Origin of the sequence: Pigmentiphaga soli (genome assembly GCF_039541095.1) — a bacterium.
Lineage (GTDB): Bacteria > Pseudomonadota > Gammaproteobacteria > Burkholderiales > Burkholderiaceae_B > Pigmentiphaga > Pigmentiphaga soli.
Window position 1 is genome coordinate 69,537 of record NZ_BAABFO010000007.1, and the last position, 25,920, is coordinate 95,456.

The window sequence follows — 25,920 nt, forward strand, 5'->3', positions numbered from 1 at the left end:
GACCAGGGCAATAAGCCGATACAATCGAAGTTTTGTCCGCTTCGACGCTACCCGTAAACGGGCTGCCCCCAGCGGGCGATTCCAGATCCGTATCGATTGACTTCTCGCGACACATCCCCGCGATGACCACCTCCAATCCTATCCGCCGCCTCGTGCTCGGCAACTGGAAGATGCACGGCAGCCTGGCCGGCAACGGCCAGCTGCTGGCTGCGCTGCGCACCGGCTGGCACCAGACCTCGGACGCCGCTTCCTGCGACGTCGGCGTCTGCGTTCCCTTTCCCTATCTGGCGCAGGTCGAATCCGCGCTGACCGGCTCCGACGTCGCCTGGGGCGCGCAAGACGTTAGCGTCCACGAGCAGGGCGCCTATACCGGCGAAGTCTCCGCCGCGATGCTGGCCGATTTCGGTTGCCGCTACGTGCTGGCGGGCCATTCCGAGCGCCGCATGCTGCACGGCGAAACCAGCGACACCGTGGCCGGCAAGGCGCGCGCCGCGCTGGCGGCCGGGCTGACGCCGGTGGTGTGCGTGGGCGAAACGCTGGAACAGCGCGAAGCCGGGCAGACGCTCGGCGTGATCCGCGGCCAGCTGGAACCGGTCCTGGCGCTCGGCGCCGGCTCCGTATCCCGGCTGGTGCTGGCCTACGAACCCGTATGGGCGATCGGCACCGGCCTGACCGCCACCCCCGGCCAGGCCCAGGAAGTGCACGCCGCCATCCGCGCCGCGCTGGCCGCCATCGGCTGCGCCGGCGTGCGCGTGCTGTACGGCGGCAGCGTCAAGGCGGCCAACGCGGCGGCCCTGTTCGCGATGCCCGACATCGACGGCGGCCTGATCGGCGGTGCCTCGCTGGTGGCCGAAGAATTCCTGCGCATCGCCGAGGCGGGCGCCTTACCCCGGAGTATCTGAAGAATGTCTGTTTTGCATACCGTCCTGCTCATCGTGCAGGTCATCGCGGCGCTGACGATCATCGTCCTGGTGCTGCTGCAGCAAGGGAAGGGGGCCGACATGGGTTCCGCCTTCGGCAGCGGCTCGGCGGGCAGCCTGTTCGGCGCCACCGGCGCGGCCAACTTCCTGTCGCGGACCACCAAGTGGGCGGCCGTCGTGTTTTTCGTCGCCACGGCGGCGCTGGCCTACATGGGCCGGCCGGTGGCGTCGAACCCGGGTACCGGCGGCGTGATGGAAAACGTGCCGTCGGGCGACCTGTCGGTGCCGGCCGTGCCCGGGGCGCCCGCGCCCGCCGCGCCGGCGGCCGAGGGCGATAAATCCGTTCCGGCCGCGCCGGCCAGCCCGGCGCCCGCCGCGCCCGACGGGCAGGGCGCCGCCGCGCCGCAGGCGCCCTCGGCCGCGCCGGCGCCGGGCACGCCGAAGAACTGACCGCCGGTCCTTCGCGCGCGGCCGGGCGCGCCGCCGCGGTTCAGCGCCCGCGCCGCCACCGCCAGCCCGGTCGCCAGGTAGGCGATGCCGGCCGGCACCCACATCACCAGCCCGCCCAGCTGCTGGTCCTCCAGCGGGTCGAAGCCCAGGGCCGCGGCGCTGTCGCCGTAGGCCGGGTACCACAGCGTGGGCGATAGCGTCAGCAAGGCCCCCAGCGCGCCCGTGTGGACCATGGTGGTGAACAGATACAGCATCGAGGCGCCCTGGCCGGCGCGGGACTGCGCGCCGAGCGGCGCCCACCAGAACAGCAGCGCGGTAACGAAGAAGCTGGCGTGCTGCAGCGTATGGATGCCGTCGTCGGCCAGCGCCGCCTGGAACAGCGCCGGCACGTGCCAGGCCCACAGGGCGATGCCATGCAGGGCCCAGGCGGCCGGCGCATAGGTCAGCGCGTCCCAGATCCTGCCCAGCACGGGCCCGCGGCAGGCGCGCGCGATCCCTCCGCTGGCCGCGGCGGGCAGCGCCCAGGCCCATACCGCCAGCGGCCGCCCCAATACCAGCAGCGGCGCCGCGACGATCATCAGCATCTCGTGCTGCACCATGTGCGCGGAAAACAGCAGGCCGCCCAAGGCGTCCAGCGGCGAGACCAGCGCCGCCACCAGCGCCAGCAGCCCGGCGTAGAACGCGGCCGCGCGGCCCACGCCAACGCCGCGGCCGCGGCCGGCCTTGCGCCACAGGCGGGCCAGCCCGAACGCATATGCGCCCGCGCTGGCCGCCAGGCAGGCCAGCACCCACGGTTCGAAGGTCCAGGGGATGGCGATGTGCCCGGGCGTCCACGGGGGCGCATGCGCCTGGGCCGGCGCGGCCGCCATCGCCGCCAGCATCGCGGCGGCCACCGCGGCGGCCGGCGCCGGCGGACGGTCGCGGCGCGCCGTCACAGGCATGGCCACAGAATCCATGCCGCGGCCCATTGCGCCAGCGTGACCAGCGTGAACAGCAGCCCCACCGCGAAACCCATCGCGGCCAGGAAGCGCTGCCGGCTTGTCCGGTCGCCCGCATCGTCGGGCGCCGGATGGCCCCTCACGCGCCGCCATTGTCCCCAGCCGATCGCCGTCAGCACCGCGCACACGGCCACGCAGACGGCGTTGACCCCATGCAGCCACGCGGTGCTTTCCATCGCGCACGACGGCGCCGTCAGCGCATAGGCCAGGCTGAGATTGGCCAGCGACACGGCTGGCGCGCCCAGCAGCGGCAGCCAGGTCTGCATGGGTCGGCGGGCGCTAGCCATGGACCCTCGGCGCGACGTAGATCACCGCGTAGATCGCCAGCCAGCTGAGGACGACGAAATACCAGTACACCGCGTTCTCGTTGACGTCCGCCATGCGCCGGCCCTCCAGCGGCCCGGTGAACATCAGCACCGTCAGCACGCCGCTGTCGTAGGTGTCCGTCAGCAGGTGCACGGTGTGCAGGCCCAGCAGCAGCCATACGATCGAGCCGTAGGCGTCGGTGTCCCAGCGCACGTTCAGGGATTGGAATTCCAGCACCCGCACGCCCAGGAACGCGAACGAGAAGGCCATGCAGATGACCAGCGCGATCCGCACTTCGCGTAGCCGATGCGCCTCCGCTGCCCGCTTGGCCCATTGGTTCGGCACCAGGCTCACCAGCATGACCAGGGTATTCACGGTTCCCCAAAGCAGCGCCGGCGGCACGCCGTTGAGCGGCCATTGCGGCGCCCGGCTGCGCAGGTAGAAATAGGCCACCACGGTCAGCGCGAACACCGTGCCTTCGATGGCGATCAGCCCGAACGTGCCCCACCAGAGCAGGCTGCGGTGGCCGAACGCATAGTTCGGCAAGGCGCTGACGTCGATCGCCGGCACGCCGTCCGGCGCGGCGCTCTTGCGCGGCGTGTCCGGCGCCGTCATGGCCGGCGCTCCAGCGCCAAGTGGACGCGGGTGTCGCCGCGCCGCGGCCAGAACCATGCCGTCAACGCGATCGCGACCGGCACCATGCCCCACACCACCGCCCACGGCGTGAAAATCGAGCCGATGAACAGCGCCGTGGTCGCCACCGCCGACACGAAAGGCCAGATGCTCGGGTTGGGGAACTCGGAGCGATGATCGGGCACGGCGTCCAGCACGCTGGTCACCAGCACTTCGCGGCTGGCAACGGCCAGGCCGCTGACCGTGGCCGGCTCGTCGGGCCGGCGCTGCGCCGCCTCCCACACCGGATCGCGGCCATAGACCACCGGCGTGGCGTCGAAGTTGGCCGCCGGCGGCGGCGACGCGGCCGCCCATTCCAGGGTGCCGCCGCCCCACGGGTCGGCGCCCGCCACCGCGCCATGGCGCGCGCTGCGCAGCAGGTTGACGATGAACAGCAGCACGCTGACGCCGATCATGACGGCGCCCGCCGTCGCGATCAGGTTCATGCCGCCCCAGCCCATGTAGGCCGGGTAGGTGAACACCCGGCGCGGCATGCCGAGCAGGCCCAGCAGGTGCATCGGGAAGAACGTCACGTTGAAGCCGACGAAGAACAGCCAGAATTGCCAGCGGCCCAGCGGCTCGCTCATCAGCCGGCCCGTGAACTTGGGATACCAGTAGTAGATGGCGCCCACCAGCGGGAACACGGCGCCGCCCAGCAGCACGTAATGCAGGTGGGCCACGACGAAATAGGTGTCGTGCACCTGCAGGTCCAGCGGCACCGAGGCCAGCATGATGCCGGTCAGGCCGCCCAGCACGAGAATGAAGAAGAAGGCCAGCACGAACAGCAGCGGCGTCTTGAAATTGAGCCGGCCGGTCCACAGCGTCGCGATCCAGCAGAAGATCTGGATGGCCGAAGGCACCGCGATCAGCATGCTGGCGGCCGTGAAAAAGCTCTTGCCCAGGGCCGGCAGGTCGGTGGCGAACATGTGGTGCACCCACAGCCCGAAGGCCAGGAAGGCGGTGGAGATCAGCGCCAGCACCATCGCCGTGTAGCCGAATATCGGCCGCCGCGCGAAGGTCGGCACGATGGCCGAGATGAAGCCCAGCCCCGGGATGAAGATTAGGTAAACCTCAGGATGGCCGAAGAACCAGAACAGGTGCTGCCACAGCAGCACGTCGCCGTTCTCGGCCGGGTTGTACAGATGCGTGCCCACCAGGCGGTCCAGGATCAGCCCGGTGCTGGCCAGCATGACCGCGGGCATCGCGAACAGCACCATGAAGGCGGTCACCAGCATGGCCCAGGCGAACAGCGGGATGCGGTTCAGCGTCATGCCGGGCGCCCGCAGCTTGAGGATGGTCGTGATCAGCACGATGGCCTCCAGCAGCGCCGACAGCTCCGTGAAGGTGACCATCTGCGCCCAGAAGTCCACCCGCTTGCCCGGCGAGTAGTCCGGGCCCGACAACGGCACGTAGGCGAACCAGCCGGCGTCGGGCCCGGCGTTCAGGATGAAGGCGCCGTACAGCATCAGGCCGCCGAACAGGAAGACCCAGTACGCATAGGCGTTCATGCGCGGAAACGCCACGCTCGGCGCGCCGATCATCAGCGGTATCAGATACATGGCCACCGCCTGCATGACCGGCACGGCGAACAGGAACATCATCGTCGTGCCGTGCATCGAGAACAGCTGGTTGTACAGGTCGGGGCCGATCAGCGTGTTCTCCGGCCGCGCCAGCTGCAGCCGCATCGCCAGCGCGATCAGCCCCGCCGCCACGAAAAAGCCGAACGTCGTCCACATGAAGCGGCGCGCGATGTTCTTGTGGTTGACGGCCGCCAGCCAGCCCAGCAGTCCGGGCGGATCGCGCCAGACCCGTTCGCGTTCGGCCGCCTGCCGCGCCAGCTCGCCGGCCGGCGCCGTGCCGGGGCGCACCACCGCGCCGGCGGCATCCGGCGGCGTCATGACAGGCTCCGCAGATAGGCGACGATGGCTTTCAGGTCGTCCTCGGGGAGGTTGGACGCGGGCATGTTCACGCCGGGCTTGAACCGCTGCGGATCGCGGATCCAGCGGGCCAGGTTGTCGTCGGTGTTCGCCATCGTGCCGGCGGCGATGTCGCGCCGGCCGCCCACGTGGGTCAGGTCCGGGCCGCGGCGCGCGCTGGCGTCGGTGCCTTGTATGGCGTGGCACATCACGCAGGTGGTGGTCAGGAACAGTTCGCGGCCCCGGCGCAGCGTATCGTCGCCCGGCTCGGCCGCCGACTGCCGCTGGTGTTCGGCCCAGGCCTCGTATCGGTCGGCGGGCTCGGCCACCAGCTGGAAGGCCATGTAGGCGTGCTCGAAGCCGCAGAACTCGGCGCACTGGCCCCGGTAGGCGCCGGCGCGGTCGGCCTGCAGGCGCAGCACCGTGGTGCGCCCCGGGATCAGGTCGCGCTTGCCGTGCAGATTGGGTACCCAGAAACTGTGGATGACGTCGCTCGACTTCAGCGTCAGCACGACCGGCCGGCCGACCGGGATGTGCAGCTCGTTGGCGGTCGTGAAGGTGCGCGACGGCTGCGGGTCGCCGTACTTGGCCTCCCACCACCATTGATTGGCGGTGACCTCGATGCGCACCGCGTTCTCGGACGACAGGCGGGCCAGCGCGCGGTCGGTCAGGAAGCTGGCCAGGATCAGGAACACCAGCAGCAGCGTGGAGGCCGCCACGGCCGCCAGCACGCTGCGCCGGGCGCCGCGCTCGGGGCGCAGGGCGGCGTCCAGGTCCGGCGGCGCCGCCGCATCGGCGCGCGGCGCGCGCCATAGCGCGATCAGGAAGGCCGCCAGCACGGCGGCGAAGACCAGCGTGCAAACGGCCAGCATCACATGCCAGAGCGTGTGGATATGGGCGGCCTGCGGGCCGGCCGGCGACAGCGCGTCCTGGGCCGGGCCCGCGAACGCCGCGGCGCCCCACGCGGCACAGCAGGCAAGGGCGATCCAGGCCGGCGTACGCCTCATGGCTCAGCGCTCCGTTCCGGTCACCGGCGGCGCCGGATGGACGGGCTCCGTGGGCCGCGCAGCCTCGGGCGGCGAGGCCTGCAGCGCGTCGCCGCGGCCCGGCTCCACGTCCTTGCGCAGCTGACCCGACAGCGAGCGCACATAGGCCACCAGCTGCCAGATCTGGTCCTCGGGGATATGGCCGCCGAACGACGGCATGCCGTTCGGGCGGCCCTGCGCGATGGTGGCGAAAATGTTTTCCGGATCCGACCCGTAGATCCACTTGTCGTCCGACAGCGCCGGCCCCCAGTCGCCGCCGCCGCCCGGCGCGTGGCAGGAGCTGCAGTTGTACCAGCGGTAGAGCCGCTTGCCCTGCGAGACCGCATAGGCGTTGTCTTCGTAGCGGTACGGCGTGGACGGCATGTCGGGCGCGGCGGCCGGCGCATCGGGCTGCGGCTGGCCGGCCTGGATCGAGGACTGGCGCAGCTTCGGCGCGGTGGCGGCCGCCTGGGGCGCTTCGAACTCCCGCTTTTCGCGGTCGCAGGCCGACAGGGCGCCGAGGGCCAGCGCCATCGCCGCGATGCGCGCAACGGTCGGCGCGGCGCCCCATCCGGAGGGCGCCTTCGGCCGGGCCGATGGCGCCAAGGCGCTGCGGTTCAATGGATACAAGGCGCGTCGATTCATTGCGCGGCCCCCGCGATGTCGGTCCTGGGCACGCCGTACTCGGCCAGCACGGCATCGATGTCGTGGCGGCGCCGGACGATGAAATCATCCAGGCGCCGCCGCAGCGCCTCGTCCCCTTTGCGCACGCCCATCGCGATCGAGAACTCGAACGGGAAGGCGGCCATGTCGGCCGGCGGCCGCGCCGGCGCGATCTCCAGCGGCACCGCGGCGCGCCGCGCGAAATAGCCGGCCTGCGGCCCCCACAGCAGGGCGCTGTCGAGCCGCCCGGCGGCGATCGCCTCGATCATTCGCTGGGCCGGCGGCTCCGGATCGTACAAGGTATAGCCGACGACGTGGTCGATCGCGCCATGGCGCGCCAGCGCGTAGCCCACCGGCGAGGTGCCGGGATCGATGCCGATCAGCAGCACCCCGATGCGCAGGGAAGGCAGCCGGGGGTCGTCGAAACTGCGCAGCATGTCGGCCTGCCCCTGCGCCGGCGCGCGGCCGACGAACACGAAGCCGGAACGATAGTACGGCGCCGTCGTATCCACCGGCTCGAAGCCCGCCGGCACGCCGACGATCACGTCGCACAGGCCGGCGCCCATGGTCTTGCGCACGAAGCCCCGGCGGTCCGGCAGCCAGGCGTATTCCAGCGGCACGTGCATGTCGTCCGCCAGCAGGCGCGCGATGCGGTTCTCGAAGCCGCTGCCGTCGCTGCGCGAGAAGGGCAGGTTGTCGGGATCGGCGCAGACCCGCAGCGGCGCCGGGCCGCCGGCGTTGGCGCCGGCGGCGTGACAGGCGCCCAGCAGCAGCGCGGCGGCCGCCAGGGCGCCGCGCCGCGCGGGCCGCGCGTGGTCAGGGGAGCGAGAAGACATAGAGCATCCCCCCCTTGGTCGTATGTTTCGGCAGATCGGCCATGGCGTCGGCGAAGCCCTTGGCGGCCGAGCTGTCGCGCACGTCCAGGTCTTTCGACACCACCGCGCCGGCCCAGCCGCCCACGCCCGACAGGATGGCCACGTATTGCCTGCCGTCCGGGCCCTTGTACGTGATGGGCTGCCCGATGATGCCGGAGCCCGTCTTGTACTGCCACAGCAGCTTGCCCGAGCGGGCGTCGACCGCCTTGAACCAGCCTTCCATGGTGCCGTAGAACACCACGTCGCCGGCCGTGGCCAGCGCGCCGCTCCACACCGGGAAGTTCTCCTTCAGCGACCACACCATGGTGGCCTTGACCGGATCCCACGCGCCGAACACGCCGCGGTTGCCGCCGGGGCCGGGATACATCTTCACTTCCGCGCCCAGGTAGGGCGTGCCGGCGATATAGCTGGCCTGGTAGGTCGTCATGTCCTGGCACAGGTTCTGGTGCGGCATGTACAGCAGCCCGGTGCGCGGCGACCATGCGGAAGGCTGCCAGTCCTTGCCGCCGGGCGAGGCCGGGCAGATGTCGCGCACGATCTGGCCCATGTGCGGCTCGGCCGAGGGATTGAGCCGGGGCAGGCCGGTCTTCAGGTCGACGCCGTTGGTCGTGGTGACCTTGACGAACGGCGTGGCGGAAATGACCTCGCCGGTGGCGCGATCGATCACGTAGACATAGCCGTTGCGGTCGGGGTGGACCAGCACCTTGCGCTGCGCGCCGCCGATCGTCAGGTCGAGCAGCACGTTTTCGTTGTTGCCGTTGTAGTCGTGCTCGTCGTGCGGCGCGTACTGGTAGAACCAGCGCGCCTGCCCCGTATCCGCGTCGCGCGCGAAGATGCCGGCGGTCCACTTGTTGGCGCCGGGCCGCTGCTCGGCGTTCCAGGGGCCGGGGTTGGCCGTTCCGTAGAAGATCAGGTTCAGTTCCGGGTCGTAGGAAATCCAGCCCCATACCGTGCCGCCGCCGATCTTCCAGGCATCGGGCGGCCAGGTGGCCACGCCCAGGTCCTTGCCCTTGTCCTGTTCGTAGAACGGCTTGAACGACGGCCCGATCAGGACCTCGCTGTCGGGGCCGGTGCTGTAGGCGCGCCATGCGATCTTGCCGGTCTTGGTATCGAGGGCGGTGATCCAGCCCCGCACGCCCATTTCCGAGCCGGCGTTGCCCACCAGCACCTTGTCCTTGACCACGAACGGCGCCATGGTGATGGTTTCGCCCTTGCCGATGTCGCCGAGCCTGGTGCGCCACAGCTCGCGGCCGGTGGCGGCGTCGACGGCGATCGTCTGCGCGTCCAGCGTGTTCATGAATACACGGCCGTCGGCATAGGCGACGCCGCGGCTGACCACGTCGCAGCAGGCGACGCCCTGGGAACTGGCGTCCGGCTTGGGCTCGAATTTCCATTTGAGCGGGGCGCCGGGCCTGGTCAGGTCCAGGGCATACAGGTAGTTGGGGTAGGGCGTCACCACGTACATCGTGCCGTCGACGACGACGGGGGCGGCCTCGTGGCCCTGGTTGATGCCGGTGGAGAAGGTGAAGGCGGGGCGCAGGCTGGCGACGTTGGCGGTGTTGATCTCGGCCAGCTCGCTATAGCGGGTATTGGCGTTGTCCTTCGGGGCGGTGGGCCAATTGCCGTCGTCGGCGGCGCGTGCGCCCGGCATTGCGAGGGCCAGGGCCAGGCACCATCCGCCCAGCCATGGCCGCGCGGCTGGCGCGGCGGGGGCGCTGCGATCCTCCCTGAACGCTTCTTGCGACGTTCTTCCTTGCTGCCTGGGCATTGAGCCGGTCCTCACTTCCGGAGCCTCGCAAAGCGCGACGGTGAGGAGCATGGTGGCCCGGCGCGAAGGTTCTTCGTGTTACCGAGGCCGAAGGAAGCATTGCGGATATTGCAAGGCGTGTCACATTCGGGCGCCTGGATTTTCCCGGCGCCAAGGAGCGGCTTGCAGGCGCGAGCTCAGCTGGCGGCCTTGTCCAGCTCGGTCGCAATGCTGCGCAGGGCCTGCTCGAACGCCTCAGGAGGCTGCCCGCCCGATATCAGCCATTTCTCGTTGACGACGATGCCCGGCACGGAGCGAATGCCGCGCGATAGCCACAGGCGCTCCGCTTCGCGCACCTCATCGGCGTAGCGGCCCGACGCCAGGACGTCGCGCGCCTCGTCCGGATCCAGCCCGGCCTCGGCAACGGCCGCCAGCAGCACCTCGGGGTCCGACACGTTCTTGCCGTCGGTGAAATACGCCGTGAACAGCGCCAGCTTCAGGTCTCGCTGGCGGCCGGAGGCCTTGGCCCAATGCAGCAGCCGGTGGGCATCGAAGGTGTTGTAGATGCGGTTGTTTTCCGAGACGTTGTAGGCGAACCCCACCCCGGCGGCACGGGAGCGGATCATGTCGCGCGTGGCGGCGGATTGCTCTGGAGTAGAGCCGTACTTTTGCGCGATGTGCTCGACGATGTTCTGGCCTTCGGGCGGCATGTCGGGGTTCAGCTCGAAAGGCTGGAAATGGATGTCGGCGTCGACGGTGCCGGCGGTGCGCTTCAGAGCCTCTTCGAGGCCGCGCAGGCCGATGATGCACCAGGGGCAGGCCACGTCGGAGACGTAGTCGATTTTCAGGTGGTGGGGCATGGAAGTCTCCGGAGAAGCGGTACTTGCCATGCTAGTGGATTTCGGAAGCGGCGGCCTCCTTCGGCATCAAGCAGTGGCGGCCCGAAGAGCGGGCCCGCGCCTAATGGCCTTTCGTGCGGCCCGGATGATCGGCTCCCGGTTCTGGCAGCCGGGTGGACTTTCCGTGCTCGCTTTGAGTATGTATGGTGCCGTCGGCGAGACTCGAACTCGCACAGCTTTCGCCACTACCCCCTCAAGATAGCGTGTCTACCAATTTCACCACGACGGCGGATGTGAGCCAGAAATTATATAACAAATCCTCCCGTTTCGCTCGTCCAGCGTCCCACGATGGACCGGCTCCGGCGTGTTACATGACGCAATGATTGGCAACGGCCGCAAATCTGCGCTTCAGCAAGAAAGGCGATACTTGCCGCGTATCCACTTCGGAGTACCTGAATGAGTATCCGGCTCGTTGCCCGACTCGCGATCGTAGGCATGCTGGCGGTTTGCGCCACCGGCTGCGCCAGTTGGGACCGCATGTCATCCCGCCAGAAAAGCATGGTCGTAGGCGCAGGCGCAGGTGGCCTGATCGGCGCGGCCGTCAGCGGCGGCGGCGTATTGAGCACCGTCGGCGGCGCGGCCATCGGCGGTGTCCTGGGCGACCAGGTCGGCAAGCGCTGACGTCCGCATTCGACCACAGATACCGACCGCCGCTGCCGCAATAGCTGTCACATATCGATTGCGTCCCGGCGATTCCGGCACGGTCTGGCATCTGCGGCAGGAGTACGAGGGCCAGCCCGCGGCCTATCGTCCGCTGGCCGCGGAGTGGGGCGCGCAAACCATCGACCTGCAAGGCAATCTCTACAACTTCGCATTGGCCACGAACCTCAGCAACATCTGCAAGCTGCTGGATGTGGAGCTGGTGGCCGAGCCCAACGCCGCGGCCCGGCCCTACTGGGGAGCGACCGGCCACTACAGCATCGGCCGGGTGGCGGTGGAAGAGGTCGAGGACAAGAAGCCTTCGCGCTGGCGAAGAAGAAGGACTACGCCGGCTACGTTGCCGCGGCCGGGCTGGTGGCCCATTACGGGAAGGACACCGCCAGGATCATGGCGCTGGGGATACGGAACCTCGTCCACCTATGGGAAAGCGCATGGGCGGCCGGCGGGGGCAGGTCCGCGGATACGTCGGACCTGGTCGGATTCAGCGAGGCGGATTTGCGCAAGCGCTACGCCGACAGAAAATTCGTGCCATCGCTCGATCTGAACCATGTCGGTCCGGAGCTCGAGTAACACCGATCATCGGACGGCACGGCGCCCGCGCCGCTCGCGCGGCAGGAAAACGAGCACCAGCAGCGAGCACGCGCCGGTGAGGGCAAAGGCGTAGTCGTATCTCGAACTGACCGCAACAAACGCCGCGAATACCGCAGGCGCGAGCATATTGATCAGGTTGATCAACACGCTGGACCCGGCCGCCGTTTCGGAAATCAGCCCTGGCGGGGACCGCCGCGCCACTTCCGCGATCTGTACGCCGTTCCAGCTCGCCGCGGAGCAGCCCGCCACAAACGCCAGGCAAATCACCGCCCATAAGGGCCATTGGTGGGTCGTAAAGCCGAAAAGCACGGTTGTCACTGCCGACAGGACCGCCGCAATCGACAACGCCGCGGTCGGCGAGCGCAGGTAATCCGAAAGCCAGCCCAACGCGACGCGGCCGATGACGCCGCCAGCCTGCATCACCGCGAATACCGCTCCGGCCAGCCCGAGAGAGAACTCCAGGCCGTCTATCAGATAGACGACCGTAAAGGTGAACCAGCAACTCTGGGGAATGGCGAACAGGCTGCCCACGATGGACATCTTCAACAGGTCGCGGTTCTGCCTCAGGGACGTCAACGGCACGGTAAGCACGCGTAGCGATTGCAGCATCGACAAGGGGAAGGCCCGCCTTTGGCCTGGAGAAACCTCATCGAGTCCCGCGCTCAGGCGCCACGTCAGCACGGTGGGCAGCATGACCAGCAAGGCGCAAGCCAGCAGCGCGACGCGCCAGCCGGAGGAGGCGATCAACACAGGAACGAGCAGCCCCGCTATCACGCCGCCGAGGGGAACCCCGGCCTGCTTGATCGAGAACATGAGGTTGCGCTTCTCCGGCGGAGAAAACCTTTGCAGGACTTCGCTGCCGGCCGGGTTCGCGGCGCCGTTGCTCAGGCCCATTACAAAGCACGCCATCAGGGCGATGCTGACGTTCGGCGCCAGGAAGAGCATCATGCAGGCCGCGCCCAGGAACAGCGTGATCTGCAAGGTGCGCATTCCACCTACCCGCCTGAGCACCGCCGAGCCCGCGACCAGGATGGCGAGCCCGCCCATCGAATTGGTGGCCGTCAGATAGCCTATGGAGCTGCCGCTCCACCCGAATTCGCTCGCCACCGCCGGGCCGATGATGGGAATGAGCCGGTTCAGGAATGCCGCGATGGTCTGGAGGGTGAAAATCGCTGCTATGGGTATGAGCCAAGCAGGTGCCGCGCTTGCCATTGTGTCTCTTTGGTCGTTCTTGTCGGGGGGAAAGGCGGATTGGGATCGATCCGGCCGCCGGATCCGCTTTTTTCCTATGATACTTCTTGCCCCGCATTGCCGGTACCAAGCTAGAGCAACCGCATGAGACCACGAATATCGCCAACCTTCTCCAGGCCTTGCAGCGCTTCGAGAATGGCCTCGACGCACTCATGCGCGAGAATGCCTTCGCTGTTGGCGCGAAACTTCTGCGCCAGTTCCGCGGTCGTCATGAACGTCTCCGGTTCAGGCGAAGGGCTGCCTTTGGGATAGCGGCGTTCCCCGACAAAAATCCGGCCGCGGGCGCTCAGTTCGACCCGCCCCGGCCGGCTTGCGCCGTGGCCGCTGAGCAGGCCGACATAATCCGGATGCGGTTCCTCTGTCACCCGTTCCATCAGGCGCAGGACCGACGGAGCGAACACCACCGCCGGATCCTGCCAGGCCTTGCCCGGCGGAATACGATGGGCGCCGAGCGCCACTTCGTGCGCGATGCTGAACTGGGCGTCTTCGAGCCGTTCGAGTGGATGACGATGCCGGGGTGGTTGACGCCGTGGTGGACATTTCCGCGCAGCACGATGTTGCCCTCATGGTCGACCTTGTGCAGGCTGGATGCCGTTATTTCCGCGTAGTGCATGCCGTACGCGTTGATGAGGTAGCGCTCCGGGTCGTCGGGCACGCGGGCGGTGATGTGGTTGTAGAGCATGTCGGTCATGCCATACAGGGCCATGAGGCGGTAACAGGCGGCCAGGTCGACGCGCGCGCGCCATTCGGCGTCCGATACCTGCGATCGGATGGGGCCGCCGGCGTCCACGTCGGGCGTGACCATGCCGCGCACCGACATCTCCCGGTAGTTCATGCCGTCAGGCTTGATTGCAAGATCAGTCATGCGCACCCCTCTTCGAATGTACCCATGTCGCGTGCTTTTTTGATTGAAGCATGGAACGATTATTCGGACTAATTGGTTTTCACCGCAAACTCATAGGTAAATAATGGGTTTACAGAAGGGGTTTTCGCATGCTTTTATATTGCGCTGCGACATTTGGTTTATCGCTGTTGTGCCGAGATGCCACCCCATTTGATGTGTCAAGGTATCCGGTAAATGCCGGGACTGTGCCGATCATGGAAAGGTGCTTCATCGGGGCGCACGTCCTCGACGCAAGCGGGACTGGGCAAGACGCTAGCGAGCCGCAGGCCTTTGTCGCGGGCCGTCGGCGCTACGGCATGAGCCAGAGCTGCCTCAGCGCGTCGTCGACGAACCTGAGATCCTCTGGCCGCCGGCCATTCCCGGCCCAATGCCCCCAAGGGGAAGGAATAGGCAGGAGGGTGGCGCGCCGAAGGTGACTGGCTTCATAGGCGCTGTCGGCGACGGGGAAATAGCAGTCACTTATACCGGGCAGGATGACCGCCCTTGCTTCTATGCTGCCCAGCGCTTTTTCGAAGTCGCCTTCGTAGATTCCGTTTCTGCTGATATCGGCGTGCTGCCACGCCCAGATCTGGGCGAGGATGTCATTCGCGTCCCTTCTTTCGAAGTTGCGTTCCCACAGCCCGACCAGGAAGGCCTCGAGCGATTCGAATCCGAGCTGGAGGTAGCCCCGTCCCTGGTAGAAACCCGGCGACGGCGCCCAGGGTGCCCAAACCCTCGCGGCCCGCCTGAGCGCCCGCGCGGGCGGCGCCGTATACCGGCCATGGTTCCAGTCCGGGTCTTCGGTAATGACGCGGCGGATGCCGTCAAGAAACAGGGCATTGTGCTCGGACACCCGCGCAGCCCCGCAGATCGGCGCCAGCCGGCGCACCATCCCGGGAAACGACGCGGCCCATTGGTACGCCTGCAGCGCGCCCATGGAATGCCCGACCGCCAGCTGGATCTCCCGGACGCCCAGGACCTCGGTCACGAAGATGTGCTGGGCGACGACGTTGTCCAAGATCGTGACCTCGGGAAACTGGTCGCGCCCATACGGCGCCGGGGCATTGCTGGGCGAAAACGATGCCCCGTTGCCGAACGTGTCGAACACGACGATGAAATGCTTCGCCGGATCGATCGGCCGTCCGTTCCCGAACAGGTAGCCGCACTGGCTGCTGGTCGTGCCGAAAGGCGTGAAGACGAGCACCACGTTGTCTTTGGCGGCGCAAAGGCTGCCGTGGCACTCGAAAGAGAGCCGGACATTCGCCACCGAGGTTCCGCATTGGAGCGAGAGGCGCGGCACATTGAAAATCTGCTGTGTCATTCAGCATCCCTGCGCCCGGGCCCCGGCAACGCGCTGCGCGGGCGCGACCACGTCGCCATCGACCACCATCGGTTCGCCGTCGACAAACACCGAGCAGCGCGCCATGGGGATGTCGACGTGGCATGCGGAATCGTTCCGGCCGCCGGCTTCCGAGTTCGGCCCTGTCGAGAACAGGAAATTGCCGTAGAAGGCACGCGCGTCCATGCCGAGGGATTGCGCCTTGTCCCTGGCGCCCAGGGCCGCCCACCTGGCTTTGGGTTGCAGTCCCCAGCCCACATGGGACACCGCGAAGGCGCCGGGATCGTCGTAGGACTCCAGATGGCTTCTCAAATACCCCGCCTCGAATCCGCCGCCGATGCGGGTAATGAAGCCCGCTTCCACGTCCAGGACGATGGGCGCCGTTTCCACGTACCGTTTGAAGGGGAACAGCATGTCCCCGATATTGACGACCACCCGTCCTTCGGCGCTGCCTTCGTCCGGCCAGGTGGACAGGAATCCGCTGGGCCAGTGATCCCAGTGTCCCGGCGTGTCGGCATAGCCGTACTCCGGAAGCGTGGGGAACTGGCCGATCTTCATGCGCAGATCGGTTCCCGCCTCGGAGGTCACATGCAGATTCTGACCGCAAGCGAGCACCTCATTGGCGGCAAGTACCCGGCGTTTGTCGTCCGCGGAGGGCAGCATTCGGGCAAGGACCTCCGGCGGTTCGACCACCATCAGTATCCGCGTGCCGCTGCCCAGCAGCCGCTCCTGCTCGGGCGAGTGCAGAAGCCCCATCAGATCTATGACGATGCCGGCCTGTTCCAGCGCGGCCAAGGCCCATGGATTGCCGGTCAATGGGGTACGGCCGACCGCCGCCGTGCGGTCCGTGCCGCCCCGCTCCCACGGGGGAAGGGGAGGAAGATCGACGCGAAAAGGCCTGGCGCCCAAGGAAGCGGCCGCCCGCATCGCGCCATCGATGTTCAACGGATGGCTGGATTCGCCGGTCAGGACGATGACGCCTTCGGCCGCGCTCGCCTCGCAGAGCTGCAAGACGTCCCGCCACATCCGGAGACGGTGGTCATCGCTGATAGGCATGGAAAGCTCCCGTTATCGGACCTTGGTTTCGAACTGCGTGGCCAGCTCCGCCGCCTCATCGAGCGTGACGATGTCGGCGTATTTCTTGCCGAGGTCGAAGAGGCTGTTCTGGTGGGCGCTGTGCGACCGGTCTCCTACGCAGTCCGATACGACCATCGGCCGGAACCCATGGCACATGGCGTCGAGGGTGCTGGCGCGGACGCAGCCGCTGGTCGTGCAGCCCGCGATGAAGAGGGTATCCACGCGCCTGGCCATCAGGATCCCGGCCAGGTCCGTGCCGAAGAAGGCCGAGGGCAGCCGTTTGCGGATCACGGTTTCGCCGGGCCGGGGCATGAGTTCCGGCACGAATTCGCTCAAGGGGTTGCCTTCCGTCAGCGTTGCGAGCTTCGGAACTTTCAGGCAGTGAATGTTGAGATCGCTGCCGTCGTCCGCGTAGACGATTTTCGTGTGTGCGATGGGCCAATGCAGCGTGCGGGCCAGCTGCAGCAGATCCGCCGTGGCGCGGACGGCGTCGCCGATGTTTCCGCCGCCGAAGGAACGGGGATCGTTGAAGCCGACGGTGAAGTCGACGATCAGCAGCGCCGGAGACGCGCCGATGCCCATGCGCTGGCCGAAGCCCTGGGTTTCGAAGACGAGATCGTCCATTCAGGATCCTGCCGTTCCAGGCGCGGCGCCGATATCGACGGTCGCGGGGTCGTATTCGAAGATCCAGTCGTAGCGCGCCTGCACCTTTCCGGAGGCCCATTCCGCTTCGACGTAGCGCGGACCTTCGACGGGATCGGCCAGCACGCGGTTGTGGAATCGCGCGACGTTCTCGGCCGAGCCGTCGACCACGGCATAGCAGCGATCGCGCCGCGCGGATTCGTACCGCTGCAGGGCGCCAGCGATGTCCCCCGATCCGGCCGCGATGCAGCGCGCAATGACGACCCCGTCTTCCATCGCCATGACCGCGCCCTGGGCAAGAAAGGGAAACATCGCATGGCACGCGTCGCCCAGCAGCGTTATCCGCCCCTCGGTCCACGCCTGGAGCCTTGGCCGTCGCACCATGCCCCACTTGAACGGCGCATCGGCGGCTTCGATCAGCGCGTGCACGTCTTCGTGCCAGCCTTCGAAGTCGCGGGCGCACTCCGCCGTCGTCGCTTGCGTGGTCCAAGATTCGGCGGCCCAGGGCTTGCCTTCGAGGTAGCCGACGAAATTCAGCAATTCGCCCCGTCGCAGCGGATAGTGGATCACGTGTCCGCCGGGCCCGACCCAGTTGGTGCCGACGGGGTGGCGGAGTCTTGCGGGCACGCGTTCCATGGGAATCACCGCTCGCCAGGCGATCATGTTGGCGTACGTTGCCTGTTCGGTGCCGAACACGGCGGTGCGGACCGCCGAATGGATGCCGTCCGCCCCGATGAGGGCGCGGCCGTCCACGCTGCGGCCGTCCGCCAGCGTGACCGTCACGCCGCCGGCATGCTGCGCCACCGCGGCGCAGCGGCTGTTCAGCCGGATGGCGTCCGGCGCGAGCGCGCGCACGGCCGCGATCAGCGCGTTGTGGAGGTCGACGCGGTAGGCGGTGAAATAGGGAAAGCCATAGCGCTTGACGGCGCGGTCGCCCAGGTCGAAGGGCGTCCAGGTCTGGCCGGTGTTCCAGAGCCGGATTTCCTTGCGCTCCGTCTTGCAGGAAGTGCTTCGCACATCGTCCAGGATGCCGAGATCGTTCAGTGCCCGCGAACCGTTGGGGCTGATCTGGACGCCGGCGCCTACCTCCCGCAGTTCGGCGGCTTGTTCAAGGACCACTACGCCGATATTCCGGCGCAGCAGTGCCAGGGCGGCGGACAAACCGCCGATGCCTCCTCCGGCGATGAGGATGGGATTCGTTTGTTCAGGCAAAGCTGTTCCCTTTTCTTTCGTTGATGTGCTCAGGCGATGGGCGCTACTGGGCCGCTATGCCGAGCTTCTTGATCAGGCCGGTCCATTTCGTCAGTTCTTCCCCTATGGTTTTCGCAAACGCGTCGGGCGAGGTTCCCAGCACCTCGAAGCCCGCGGACTGGAGCTGCTGCCTGACCGCCGGATCGGCCAGGGCCTCGGTCAGCGTCGAGGAAATCCGCTGCACGATCGGGGCCGGCGTTCCGGCGGGGGCGAGCAGGCCGAACCAGCTGTACGCGTCGAATGGCTGGCCCAGTTGCTCGGCTATCGTCGGCACGCCGGGCAGCAGCGGGCTGCGCGCGGTGCCGGTGACCCCGAACGCCCGCAGGCTGCCGGCCTGGACCTGGGGGGCGAGCGCCGGAATGGCGTCGAAGACCAGGTCGATCTGGTTGCCGATGACGTCAGCGACCGCCTGGGCGCCGCTCTTGTAGCCGATGTGCAGCAGGTCCACGCCGAACGTGGCCTTGAACGATTCGCCCGCCAGGTGGGTGGATGAGCCGGCGCCGGCGGAGCCGAAGGTCAGCTTGCCCGGCTGTGCCTTGGCCAGCGCCACGAGCTCCTTCAGGTTTTGCGCGGGCAGGCTCGGGCGGCCGACGAACAAGTGGGGCGCGCGCACCACCTGCCCGATGGGGGCGAAGGACTTTACGGGGTCGTAATCCAGTTTCGGATAGAGCCCGGGCCCCATGGCCAGGCTGCTGGTGCCGCCCCACAGCAGGGTGTAGCCGTCGGGCGCGGCGCGCACTACCACCATGGGGCCGACCGTCCCGCCGCCGCCCGCCTTGTTCTCGACCACGAAGGGCTGGCCCAGGCGGTCGCTGAGCACGCGCGCCACGATGCGGGCGCTCGAATCCGTCGGGCCGCCGGCGCCGAACGGGACCACGAGGGTGACCGGACGGACCGGATAGTTCTGGGCGGATGCCTGGCCCGCACAGAGAAGGCCCAGACCGAGGCCCAGTCCCAATGTAGCCGCGCGACGAAGGCCGGCTGGAATGCGGACGCCGCCGGAGGCGGGTGCGGAGCGGTCGACTGCGGAGGCCATGCTTTCTCCTTGTGGCGGATGACAAGACAGTGACGATTTCGGAAGCAGGGCTATCTTGTAAGCATGCGTTAGTTCAGACAAGCTACGATATCGATCAAATTGACAAGGACTCCTTATGAATGTCTCGACGCGGCAGCTGATGGCATTCGTACAGGCGGCGCAGCTGCGCAGCTTCGCAAAGGCGGCGGAGCGCCTGCACATCACGCCTGCCGGCCTGAGCTCTTCCATCCGCGAACTGGAAGCGCAGTTCGGCGGCCGCCTGTTGAACAGGACGACACGCTCGGTATCGCTCACGGAGGCCGGGGCGAGGCTGCTGCCGATCGCCGAGCGCGTCGTTGCGGACATCCAGACGGCCGCGGCCGAAGTGGACAGGATCGAGACTCGCGCCCGCCAGGTCATCAGGCTGGGGGCTACGCCGCTGGTCTGCAACAAGCTGATCCCGCGGGTATTCAGCGCATTTCGCAGGAATCATCCGCACGTGAAGCTGCAGGTCCTGGAGCTTCAGCGCGACGCCATCCAGGAGTGCGTGGCGAGCGGCGAACTCGACATCGGCTTTGGCATATTCCTCGACAAGGGCGTCGACATTGAACGGACGCGGCTGTTCTCGTCCAGGCTGTACCTGGTTGCCGCGGCATCCGGCGGCAAGGCAGGCAATCCCTTGCTGCGCATCGGACAGCTGCGCTGGGACGAGATCGGCGATACGCCGCTGATCGGCCTGCAGCCGGGCAATGCCTTCCAGCAATTGATAGACAGGTACTTGCCCGCCCCAACCAGGGACAACATCAACAATACGTACGTCAACCATATAGAGACGCAGATCGCCCTGGCGGAAATCGGCGTCGGCGCCGCGGTGATTCCCGCTTTCGCCCTGCCAGCATGCCGGCACTACAAGGTGCGGGTGAAGGCGCTGGTGGCGCCGGTCGCGAACGTGGATTTCTTCCGGATATCGCGCAAGGGCGTCGCCCGCTCCGCGGCGGTCGACGAATTCACCCGCGTCATGGTGGAAGCATCGGGTAGCTGAACAAGCCGAAGTGCGCCAGATTCAGCAGGAAGTGCGCCGCGATCGCGGCCAGCAGCCCGCCCTGCCGGTAGGCCAGGCCGTACCCCAGCCCGGCCAGCGCGGCCAATGCCATCCAGGGCCAGCCCGCGCCGGCGTGGGCCAGGCCGAACAGCAGCGCCGACAAAGGCAGCGCCGCGCGCGATAGCGTGCTCCCGTGGCGGTCCAGCCCGCCCTGGACATAACCGCGGAACAGTGCTTCTTCCGCCACGCAGACCTGCAGCAGATTGGCGCCCATCCAGATCCATGCCTGCGGCGGCCACTTCGGGGACCAGTCAACGAGTCCCGCGGCGACGGCGCATCCCAGGCAGACCGCGACCGTGGCCGGCGCGGCCCGCAGGATGGCCCTGCCGGCCGCCGCGGCGGAGCAGGGCGGGGCGATCCACGGGCAAGCCCACAGCAGCCATAGGGCGATCAACGGCTTGTCCAGATTCAGATACATCGAATAGGGCGCGGAGCCGGGCGCCAGGATCGCATGGTCGATGACGAGCGCGTTGCCGAAACCGGGCAGCAGATGCAGCGCCAGGGCAAGGGCCGCGCATAAGAAGATTGCATGGCCGGCGATGCGCACGGCGGCCGGCCGCTGGCGCACGCATGCGCCGGCCAGCGCCAGCAGGCCGAACGCCGCCAGGCTGGGGGCCAGCAGCCGGCCATGGAGCAGCGCCAGGGCATAGCCCGCGGCGAACAGCGCCAGGGCGGTCCACCACGCGGGTGGCAAGCGGCCGTGCGGCGGGCCTTGCAGCGCCCGTGCCGCGGGCGGAAATTCCCGGGCGCCTTCGGCCCGGCGCCTGGATGGAGTCTGCGTCATTCGATGTCGTTGCCGCGGCCGGTCTTGAACCGCAGGGGCAGTCGCGAGAGCCAGAGCGTACCTCACCGAACGGTTGATGCCCCCATTCCCGCGTTCTCCTCCAAACGGTCCACAGGCCGCCCGTTCACCGATTTTTCCTAGGACAAGGCGGCGATTGGCAGCGATCCGGGTGCCACCCAATCATTCAGCCAGGCCGCATCCGCTTGCACGAATGCGGGTTACGCATCCACTGCCTTCGAGTCGCCCTCCGATATGAACCTCATCCACAAGACCATCTGGAATCCCGCCAGGCAGCAGTACATCGCCACTTCCGAACTTGCCGCGGGCCACGCGCGGTCGGTATCCGCCGGGATGCGCCGCGGCGACGCGCCGCACGAGGCGTTGCGCATTCCCGTCAAGCGCCTGTGCGCCGCGCTGGTGGCCGCCGGCCTGTGCATGCCGGGCGCGGCCCTGCCTTCGACCTGCGATACCGGCGGCGCCGGCCAGTCCGCCCCGGTGGGCGGCACCTGCGCGCTGCCGTTCTTCAACCCGCCGGCCAGCAGCGATGGCGTGGGAGGAGCCGTCGTCGGCGAGGGCGAGACCGTCACGCTGACGGGCGCGCCATCGTTCGGAACGGGCTACACCGGCAATACCACCGTGCCCGCGTATACGGTTCCCGCCGTGTCGGGCACGTTCGACACCAGCGCCCTGGTCACCGGCCCGCAGACGCTTGCCGTGACGGCGACGAACGCCGCCACGGGCACCACCGTGGTCTATCGCGCCTTCGATTCGTCCGGCTTCGCGGACCGCAGCAACATCGATACGCCGGTCAACCAGTACGAGGACGTGGACGGCGACCAGTACATCCACGCGTCGATCGGCTCGGTGCAGTCCAGCGGCGGCACGCTGGAGGTGAACGTGGGCGCCGATCCGGCCGGCGCGCCGTCGGCCAACGGCATCATGCTGACCGCCAAGCAGACCTATCTGACCTCGGCCGACGGCACCGGCGAGGCCGACAGCCGCGTCGTCTGGCGCTCGCGCAACGCCATCGACATGGGCATCGATCCCGGCCTGCCCACGCCCGACGAGGACGGCCGCATTGCGGTCCAGGTACCCGTCACCACCTATGCCGGCACGGTCGTTTTCGGCGGAACGGCCTACACCGTGACCAACGCCGCGGAACTGGCGGTCTACAACGACGCGCTGGTCGCCGCGCTGCGCAGCGGCGAGCTGACATCGCAGGATGCCTACGACCAGGCGTTCGGCCAGGCCTTCACCAACACCCTGCAAACCGTCGTCTACCAGACCGATACGACGGCGGGCGACCTGGCGCGCACGCCGGTGGGGGACAGCTACGCCATCCTGGCCGATGGCGCGCGCGGCTCGGCCCTCATCGCGGCCGGCGCGCAGATCGACATGACGCGTGCCTCGGGCGCGGTCAAGGCCGCCAACGGCGCCACGGTGGTCAACGACGGCACGCTGTCGGGCCATGTGATCCGGCAGGTGGTGCAGGTCGAGAGCGGCGCGCATTTCGTCAATGGCGCAACCGGCGTGGTGGCCTCGGGCTACCAGGCGGGCGACCGGCTGGATACCGCGACGCAGGAGACCTTCTACTACACAGGCTCGGGCATCGTCGCGACCGGCGCCGGCACCACCGTGCAGAATAGCGGCATCATCGACGTCGCTGGCTTCGCCTATCCGGACAATACGTCCGTGGGCCTGGCGCTGCGCGACGGCGCAAGCGGCAACAACGACGGCATCATCGACGTCGGCGTGAACCCGGGTTTCGTCACGCGGGTCGTCGGGGTCGAGGTGAGCGGGGCGAGCGCCTTCACCAATGCGACGGACGGCACGATCTACATCGGGCGCGCCGCGCAGTACGCGCCTTCCGATCCCGCGGCGGACGTGGCCATCGCCGGGCCGAGCTATGGCATCCGCATTCTCGATACCGGCGACACCGCGACCAATGCGGGCCGGATCGTCATCGGGACGCAGGCGCAGAACGCCGTCGCGATGTATTCGACCGCGCCTTTGGTGTCGACGCTGTTGAACACCGGCACGATATCGATCGAGGGAGCGGCGGCCGGCGTGCCGCTGGCCAACATCGGCATGCTGGCCGACGACAACGGCACGGCGGCCGCCGGCTCCGTGGTGCGCAACGCCGGCACCATCGACGTGAGCGGCGTCAATGGCATAGGCATCAAGGTCAACGCCGACCCGGGCATCGCCGCCAATGCCGAATCGACCGGCACGATCAATGTGGACGGCCATGCGGATCCCGCCAGCGGCACGCGCAACTTCGGCATGTGGGTCGATGGCGCGCAGGCACAGGGCCGCATCGCCGGCGCGTTGAACCTGACCGGCGACGGCGCCATCGGCCTGTTCGCCCAGGATGGCGGCGCCATCGTCGTGGCCGACGGCGCGGCGCCGCGTTTCCTGGCCGGAACGGAGCAGATCGGTTTCTACGCCTCGGGTGCCGGCTCGGCCATCCACGTCGATGCGGCGGCGCTCGAGGTCGGCACGGCGCGCTCGACGCTGTTCCGTGTGGCCGACGGGGCAGCCTATACGGGTTCGTCGACCGGGGGCGCCTTCGACCTTACCGTGTCCGGTACGGACGCGCGCGGCGTCGTCGCCACCGGCGCCGGCACCACGCTGTCGACCGGCGCGTCCGTCTACCGCGTCACCGGCGCGGCCGGCACGCTGGGCGGCGCGGTGGCCATCGTCGACGAAGGCGGGGCCGGCGGCGTCATCGACGCCGGGACCACGATCGAACTCGGCAGCGCAGGCGCCACCGCCGCCATCGTCGATGGCCAGGCGCACGACCTTGCCGGGGCCGCCGTGGGAAATCCGGTCGCCACGACGCTTGTCAACCGGGCATCGATCCAGTCGGGCGCAGAACATGCGACGGGTTTCGTTGCGCGCGACCTGGGCACCCTGGTCAACGAGGGCTCGGTGTTCTTGTCCGGCGCGGCGTCGACGGGCGTGATCGTCGATTCCCAAGGCACGGTCCTGAACGCCGGAACGATTCGCGTGGCCGATGGCGAGGCGGCAAGGGTGCAAGGCGCCGGCGCGCAACTGATCAATACCGGGACGATCCAGGCCGATGGCGGCACGGCGGCGATTCACTTGGGCGGCACCGATGTTTCCTTGCTCGTTTCCGGAACGGGCCAGGTCCGCGCCGCGGGCCATGCGATCGACGTCGACGGCGGCCAGGCGACCATCAGCGTGCAGGACGGGGCGGCCGTCAGCGCGGCTTCCGGGGTGTTGCTGAACGCGGCGAACGCCAGCGTGGTGGACTTCCATGCGAATGGCGTAGTGCTTGCGGGCGACATGCTGGCCGATGGGTCGAGCACGGTCGCGGCCGCCCTGCAGAACGGAACGAGCCTGGCCGGACGCGCCGACGGGCTCTCGATGAACGTCGACCGCAGCAGCACGTGGACCATCACGGCAAGCTCGGCCGTGACGAGTCTCGACAACGCAGGCGCCGTCGCCTTTACCGCGCCGACGGCCGATCCCACGCTGGGCGGCAGCTACAAGACGCTGAGCGCCGGCGCCTACGCCGGCTCGGCCGGCACCATCGCGCTGAACGCCTACCTGGCTTCGGACGATGCGCCCAGCGACCGGCTGGTCCTGCGCGGCGGCGCCGCGACCGGCAGCACCGGCCTGAGGATCGTCAACACCGGCGGGCCGGGGATGCCGACCACGGCCGACGGCATCAACGTCGTGACGGTGGCGGACGGCGGCACGACCGCGCCCGACGCGTTCCATCTGTCGGCGCCGGTGCAGTCGGGCGCCTACGAATACCTGCTGTATCGCGGCGGCAGCGCGGATCCCGACGGCTACTACCTGCGCTCGAACCTGGGCGGCGCAGCGGCGCGGCAGGCCGGATCGCCGGCGCCGATCGCCTATCGTCCGGCCGTCCCGGCGTACGCGATGACGCCGGCCCTCAATATGGACTACGGCTTCCTGGCGCTGGGCCGGCTGCACGATCGCGTCGGCGACATCGCCAGCGTCGAACGCGGCCAGCCGGCCCACCGCGACGGCGTGTGGGGCCGCGTGATCGGCCGCTGGCTGGACGCGGCATCGAACGACCGCTTCACTGCGGACCAGCGGGTCTACGCCATGCAATTCGGCAAGGACTGGACGCTGCCGGACGCCGCCGGCGACGGCAAGGCGCACGCCGGCGTCACGGTCAGCATCGGCAGCGCCGACGCCACGTTCGGCGACGAACTGCGCGGCCGCGATCCGGCACTGACGAACCGCACCGGCACCACCGACATGCAGGCGCAGAGCATCGGCGGATACTTCACGAAGTACGCCGGAGACGGCAGTTATTGGGACTCGGTGGTCCAGTTCACCCGCTACCGCAACAAGTACGACGACGTTTACGGCGAGCGCGCCAGGCAGCACGGGCTGGGCGTGGCGGTGTCGCAGGAGATCGGCAAGCCGTTTCCGCTGGCGGGCGGCGTCTACGTGGAGCCGCAGGCGCAGCTTTCCTATCAATACCTGAAACTGGACGGTTTCGACGACGCCGTGTCCGAGGTCTCGGGCAGCAGCAGCAACGCGGTGCGCGGCCGCCTGGGCGCCCGAGTCTTCGTTCCCGACGTCGGCAACCCCCAGCGCGGCGCCTCGGGCACGCCTTACCTGACCGTGGACGTGCTGCACGATTTCATGCCGGCGCCGCGCGCCACCGTCGGCGATACCGTGTTCCGCGGCACCATGGGCCGCACCTGGGCCGAGCTGGGCGTCGGCATCAGCGCCGGCATCGGCAAGAGCGGCGAGTTCTACGCCACCGCGATGTACGCCAAGAACATCGACGGCGAAAACCGGCGGATGACGTACGGGCAGATCGGGTACCGGTATAGCTGGTAGGGG

24 protein-coding genes, 1 tRNA gene and 1 pseudogene are annotated in these 25,920 nt (G+C 68.4%); 7 read left to right on the forward strand and 19 right to left on the reverse strand.

Features of this window, described 5'->3' with window-relative positions:
* Positions 1 to 122: 122 nt before the first annotated feature.
* Both tpiA and secG read left to right on the forward strand, forming a co-directional pair.
* On the forward strand, positions 123 to 902 hold the full coding sequence (gene tpiA, locus ABD927_RS09065; protein ID WP_345248522.1) for a triose-phosphate isomerase: 780 nt from the start codon (positions 123 to 125) through the stop codon (positions 900 to 902).
* Between the two features lie 3 nt (positions 903 to 905).
* Positions 906 to 1,370, forward strand: a complete 465-nt coding sequence (gene secG, locus ABD927_RS09070; protein WP_345248524.1) for a preprotein translocase subunit SecG — start codon at positions 906 to 908, stop codon at positions 1,368 to 1,370.
* Between the two features lie 53 nt (positions 1,371 to 1,423).
* Here the strand turns inward: secG and ABD927_RS09075 are convergent.
* From ABD927_RS09075 to ABD927_RS09110, 8 genes and pseudogenes are all read right to left on the reverse strand, one after another.
* Positions 1,424 to 2,338 (reverse strand): annotated as a pseudogene (locus ABD927_RS09075) (cytochrome c oxidase assembly protein); the annotation flags it as partial.
* Positions 2,302 to 2,655, reverse strand: a complete 354-nt coding sequence (locus tag ABD927_RS09080; RefSeq protein ID WP_345248526.1) for a hypothetical protein — start codon at positions 2,653 to 2,655, stop codon at positions 2,302 to 2,304. The pseudogene ABD927_RS09075 and the gene ABD927_RS09080, both read right to left, overlap by 37 nt.
* Positions 2,648 to 3,289 carry a cytochrome c oxidase subunit 3 gene (locus ABD927_RS09085; RefSeq protein WP_345248528.1) on the reverse strand — a complete coding sequence of 214 codons (642 nt, stop codon included), beginning with the start codon at positions 3,287 to 3,289 and terminating at the stop codon, positions 2,648 to 2,650. Before ABD927_RS09085 ends, ABD927_RS09080 begins: the two co-directional genes overlap by 8 nt.
* On the reverse strand, positions 3,286 to 5,244 hold the full coding sequence (gene ctaD / locus ABD927_RS09090; protein WP_345248530.1) for a cytochrome c oxidase subunit I: 1,959 nt from the start codon (positions 5,242 to 5,244) through the stop codon (positions 3,286 to 3,288). The genes ABD927_RS09085 and ctaD overlap by 4 nt, the downstream gene beginning before the upstream one ends.
* Positions 5,241 to 6,269 (reverse strand): cytochrome c oxidase subunit II, encoded by a 1,029-nt coding sequence (gene coxB, locus ABD927_RS09095; protein WP_345248532.1) that lies wholly within the window; start codon positions 6,267 to 6,269, stop codon positions 5,241 to 5,243. The genes ctaD and coxB overlap by 4 nt, the downstream gene beginning before the upstream one ends.
* A gap of 3 nt (positions 6,270 to 6,272) precedes the next feature.
* On the reverse strand, positions 6,273 to 6,821 hold the full coding sequence (locus ABD927_RS09100) for a c-type cytochrome (RefSeq protein ID WP_345248534.1): 549 nt from the start codon (positions 6,819 to 6,821) through the stop codon (positions 6,273 to 6,275).
* 107 nt (positions 6,822 to 6,928) lie between these two features.
* Entirely contained in the window at positions 6,929 to 7,786 is an 858-nt protein-coding gene (locus ABD927_RS09105; RefSeq protein ID WP_345248536.1) for a substrate-binding domain-containing protein, read from the reverse strand.
* Positions 7,767 to 9,476 (reverse strand): methanol/ethanol family PQQ-dependent dehydrogenase, encoded by a 1,710-nt coding sequence (locus ABD927_RS09110; protein ID WP_345248538.1) that lies wholly within the window; start codon positions 9,474 to 9,476, stop codon positions 7,767 to 7,769. The genes ABD927_RS09105 and ABD927_RS09110 overlap by 20 nt, the downstream gene beginning before the upstream one ends.
* Positions 9,477 to 9,642: 166 nt before the next feature.
* Here ABD927_RS09110 and ABD927_RS24545 point away from each other — a divergent pair, with 166 nt between their 5' ends.
* On the forward strand, positions 9,643 to 9,867 hold the full coding sequence (locus ABD927_RS24545) for a 7-cyano-7-deazaguanine synthase (protein ID WP_425570217.1): 225 nt from the start codon (positions 9,643 to 9,645) through the stop codon (positions 9,865 to 9,867).
* Here ABD927_RS24545 and ABD927_RS09115 read toward each other — a convergent pair.
* Positions 9,770 to 10,432, reverse strand: coding sequence for a DsbA family oxidoreductase (locus ABD927_RS09115; RefSeq protein ID WP_345248540.1), 663 nt, complete (start codon positions 10,430 to 10,432; stop codon positions 9,770 to 9,772). The two genes, ABD927_RS24545 and ABD927_RS09115, sit on opposite strands and share 98 nt — an antisense overlap.
* A 183-nt stretch (positions 10,433 to 10,615) precedes the next feature.
* A tRNA-Leu gene (locus tag ABD927_RS09120) sits at positions 10,616 to 10,700 on the reverse strand.
* 167 nt (positions 10,701 to 10,867) lie between these two features.
* On the opposite strand from ABD927_RS09120, the gene ABD927_RS09125 reads away from it, so the two are divergent.
* Together ABD927_RS09125 and ABD927_RS09130 are read left to right on the forward strand one after the other, a co-directional pair.
* On the forward strand, positions 10,868 to 11,092 hold the full coding sequence (locus tag ABD927_RS09125) for a glycine zipper 2TM domain-containing protein (RefSeq protein ID WP_345248542.1): 225 nt from the start codon (positions 10,868 to 10,870) through the stop codon (positions 11,090 to 11,092).
* Positions 11,093 to 11,150: 58 nt separating this feature from the next.
* Positions 11,151 to 11,675 carry a hypothetical protein gene (locus ABD927_RS09130; protein WP_345248544.1) on the forward strand — a complete coding sequence of 175 codons (525 nt, stop codon included), beginning with the start codon at positions 11,151 to 11,153 and terminating at the stop codon, positions 11,673 to 11,675.
* A 32-nt stretch (positions 11,676 to 11,707) separates the two neighbouring features.
* Here ABD927_RS09130 and ABD927_RS09135 read toward each other — a convergent pair whose 3' ends face one another.
* The 8 genes from ABD927_RS09135 to ABD927_RS09170 all read right to left on the reverse strand — a co-directional run bounded on the left by ABD927_RS09135 (position 11,708) and on the right by ABD927_RS09170 (position 19,042).
* Entirely contained in the window at positions 11,708 to 12,934 is a 1,227-nt protein-coding gene (locus tag ABD927_RS09135) for an MFS transporter (RefSeq protein WP_345248546.1), read from the reverse strand.
* Positions 12,935 to 13,044: 110 nt separating this feature from the next.
* The gene (locus ABD927_RS09140) at positions 13,045 to 13,431 is read right to left on the reverse strand and encodes a hypothetical protein (protein ID WP_345248548.1); all 387 of its coding nucleotides are present in this window, start codon (positions 13,429 to 13,431) and stop codon (positions 13,045 to 13,047) included.
* Positions 13,347 to 13,838 carry a class II aldolase/adducin family protein gene (locus ABD927_RS09145; protein ID WP_345248550.1) on the reverse strand — a complete coding sequence of 164 codons (492 nt, stop codon included), beginning with the start codon at positions 13,836 to 13,838 and terminating at the stop codon, positions 13,347 to 13,349. Before ABD927_RS09145 ends, ABD927_RS09140 begins: the two co-directional genes overlap by 85 nt.
* Before the next feature lie 328 nt (positions 13,839 to 14,166).
* Entirely contained in the window at positions 14,167 to 15,177 is a 1,011-nt protein-coding gene (locus ABD927_RS09150) for an alpha/beta fold hydrolase (protein WP_345248552.1), read from the reverse strand.
* On the reverse strand, positions 15,178 to 16,251 hold the full coding sequence (locus tag ABD927_RS09155; RefSeq protein WP_345248554.1) for a 2,5-dihydroxypyridine 5,6-dioxygenase NicX family protein: 1,074 nt from the start codon (positions 16,249 to 16,251) through the stop codon (positions 15,178 to 15,180).
* A 12-nt stretch (positions 16,252 to 16,263) separates the two neighbouring features.
* Positions 16,264 to 16,896, reverse strand: coding sequence for an isochorismatase family protein (locus ABD927_RS09160; RefSeq protein WP_425570218.1), 633 nt, complete (start codon positions 16,894 to 16,896; stop codon positions 16,264 to 16,266).
* Positions 16,897 to 18,126: an FAD-dependent monooxygenase gene (locus ABD927_RS09165; RefSeq protein WP_345248556.1), complete on the reverse strand. Its 1,230-nt coding sequence runs from the start codon at positions 18,124 to 18,126 to the stop codon at positions 16,897 to 16,899. It lies immediately after the preceding gene.
* A 43-nt stretch (positions 18,127 to 18,169) separates the two neighbouring features.
* Positions 18,170 to 19,042 carry a Bug family tripartite tricarboxylate transporter substrate binding protein gene (locus tag ABD927_RS09170; protein ID WP_345248558.1) on the reverse strand — a complete coding sequence of 291 codons (873 nt, stop codon included), beginning with the start codon at positions 19,040 to 19,042 and terminating at the stop codon, positions 18,170 to 18,172.
* A gap of 274 nt (positions 19,043 to 19,316) precedes the next feature.
* Between ABD927_RS09170 and ABD927_RS09175 the strand changes: the two genes are divergently transcribed.
* Positions 19,317 to 20,222, forward strand: coding sequence for a LysR family transcriptional regulator (locus ABD927_RS09175; protein ID WP_345248560.1), 906 nt, complete (start codon positions 19,317 to 19,319; stop codon positions 20,220 to 20,222).
* On the opposite strand, the gene ABD927_RS09180 is transcribed toward ABD927_RS09175, so the two are convergent.
* The gene (locus ABD927_RS09180; RefSeq protein ID WP_345248562.1) at positions 20,197 to 21,066 is read right to left on the reverse strand and encodes a CPBP family intramembrane glutamic endopeptidase; all 870 of its coding nucleotides are present in this window, start codon (positions 21,064 to 21,066) and stop codon (positions 20,197 to 20,199) included. The genes ABD927_RS09175 and ABD927_RS09180 overlap by 26 nt on opposite strands.
* Positions 21,067 to 21,318: 252 nt before the next feature.
* Between ABD927_RS09180 and ABD927_RS09185 the strand changes: the two genes are divergently transcribed.
* Positions 21,319 to 25,917, forward strand: a complete 4,599-nt coding sequence (locus tag ABD927_RS09185; RefSeq protein WP_345248564.1) for an autotransporter outer membrane beta-barrel domain-containing protein — start codon at positions 21,319 to 21,321, stop codon at positions 25,915 to 25,917.
* Positions 25,918 to 25,920 lie beyond the last annotated feature (3 nt).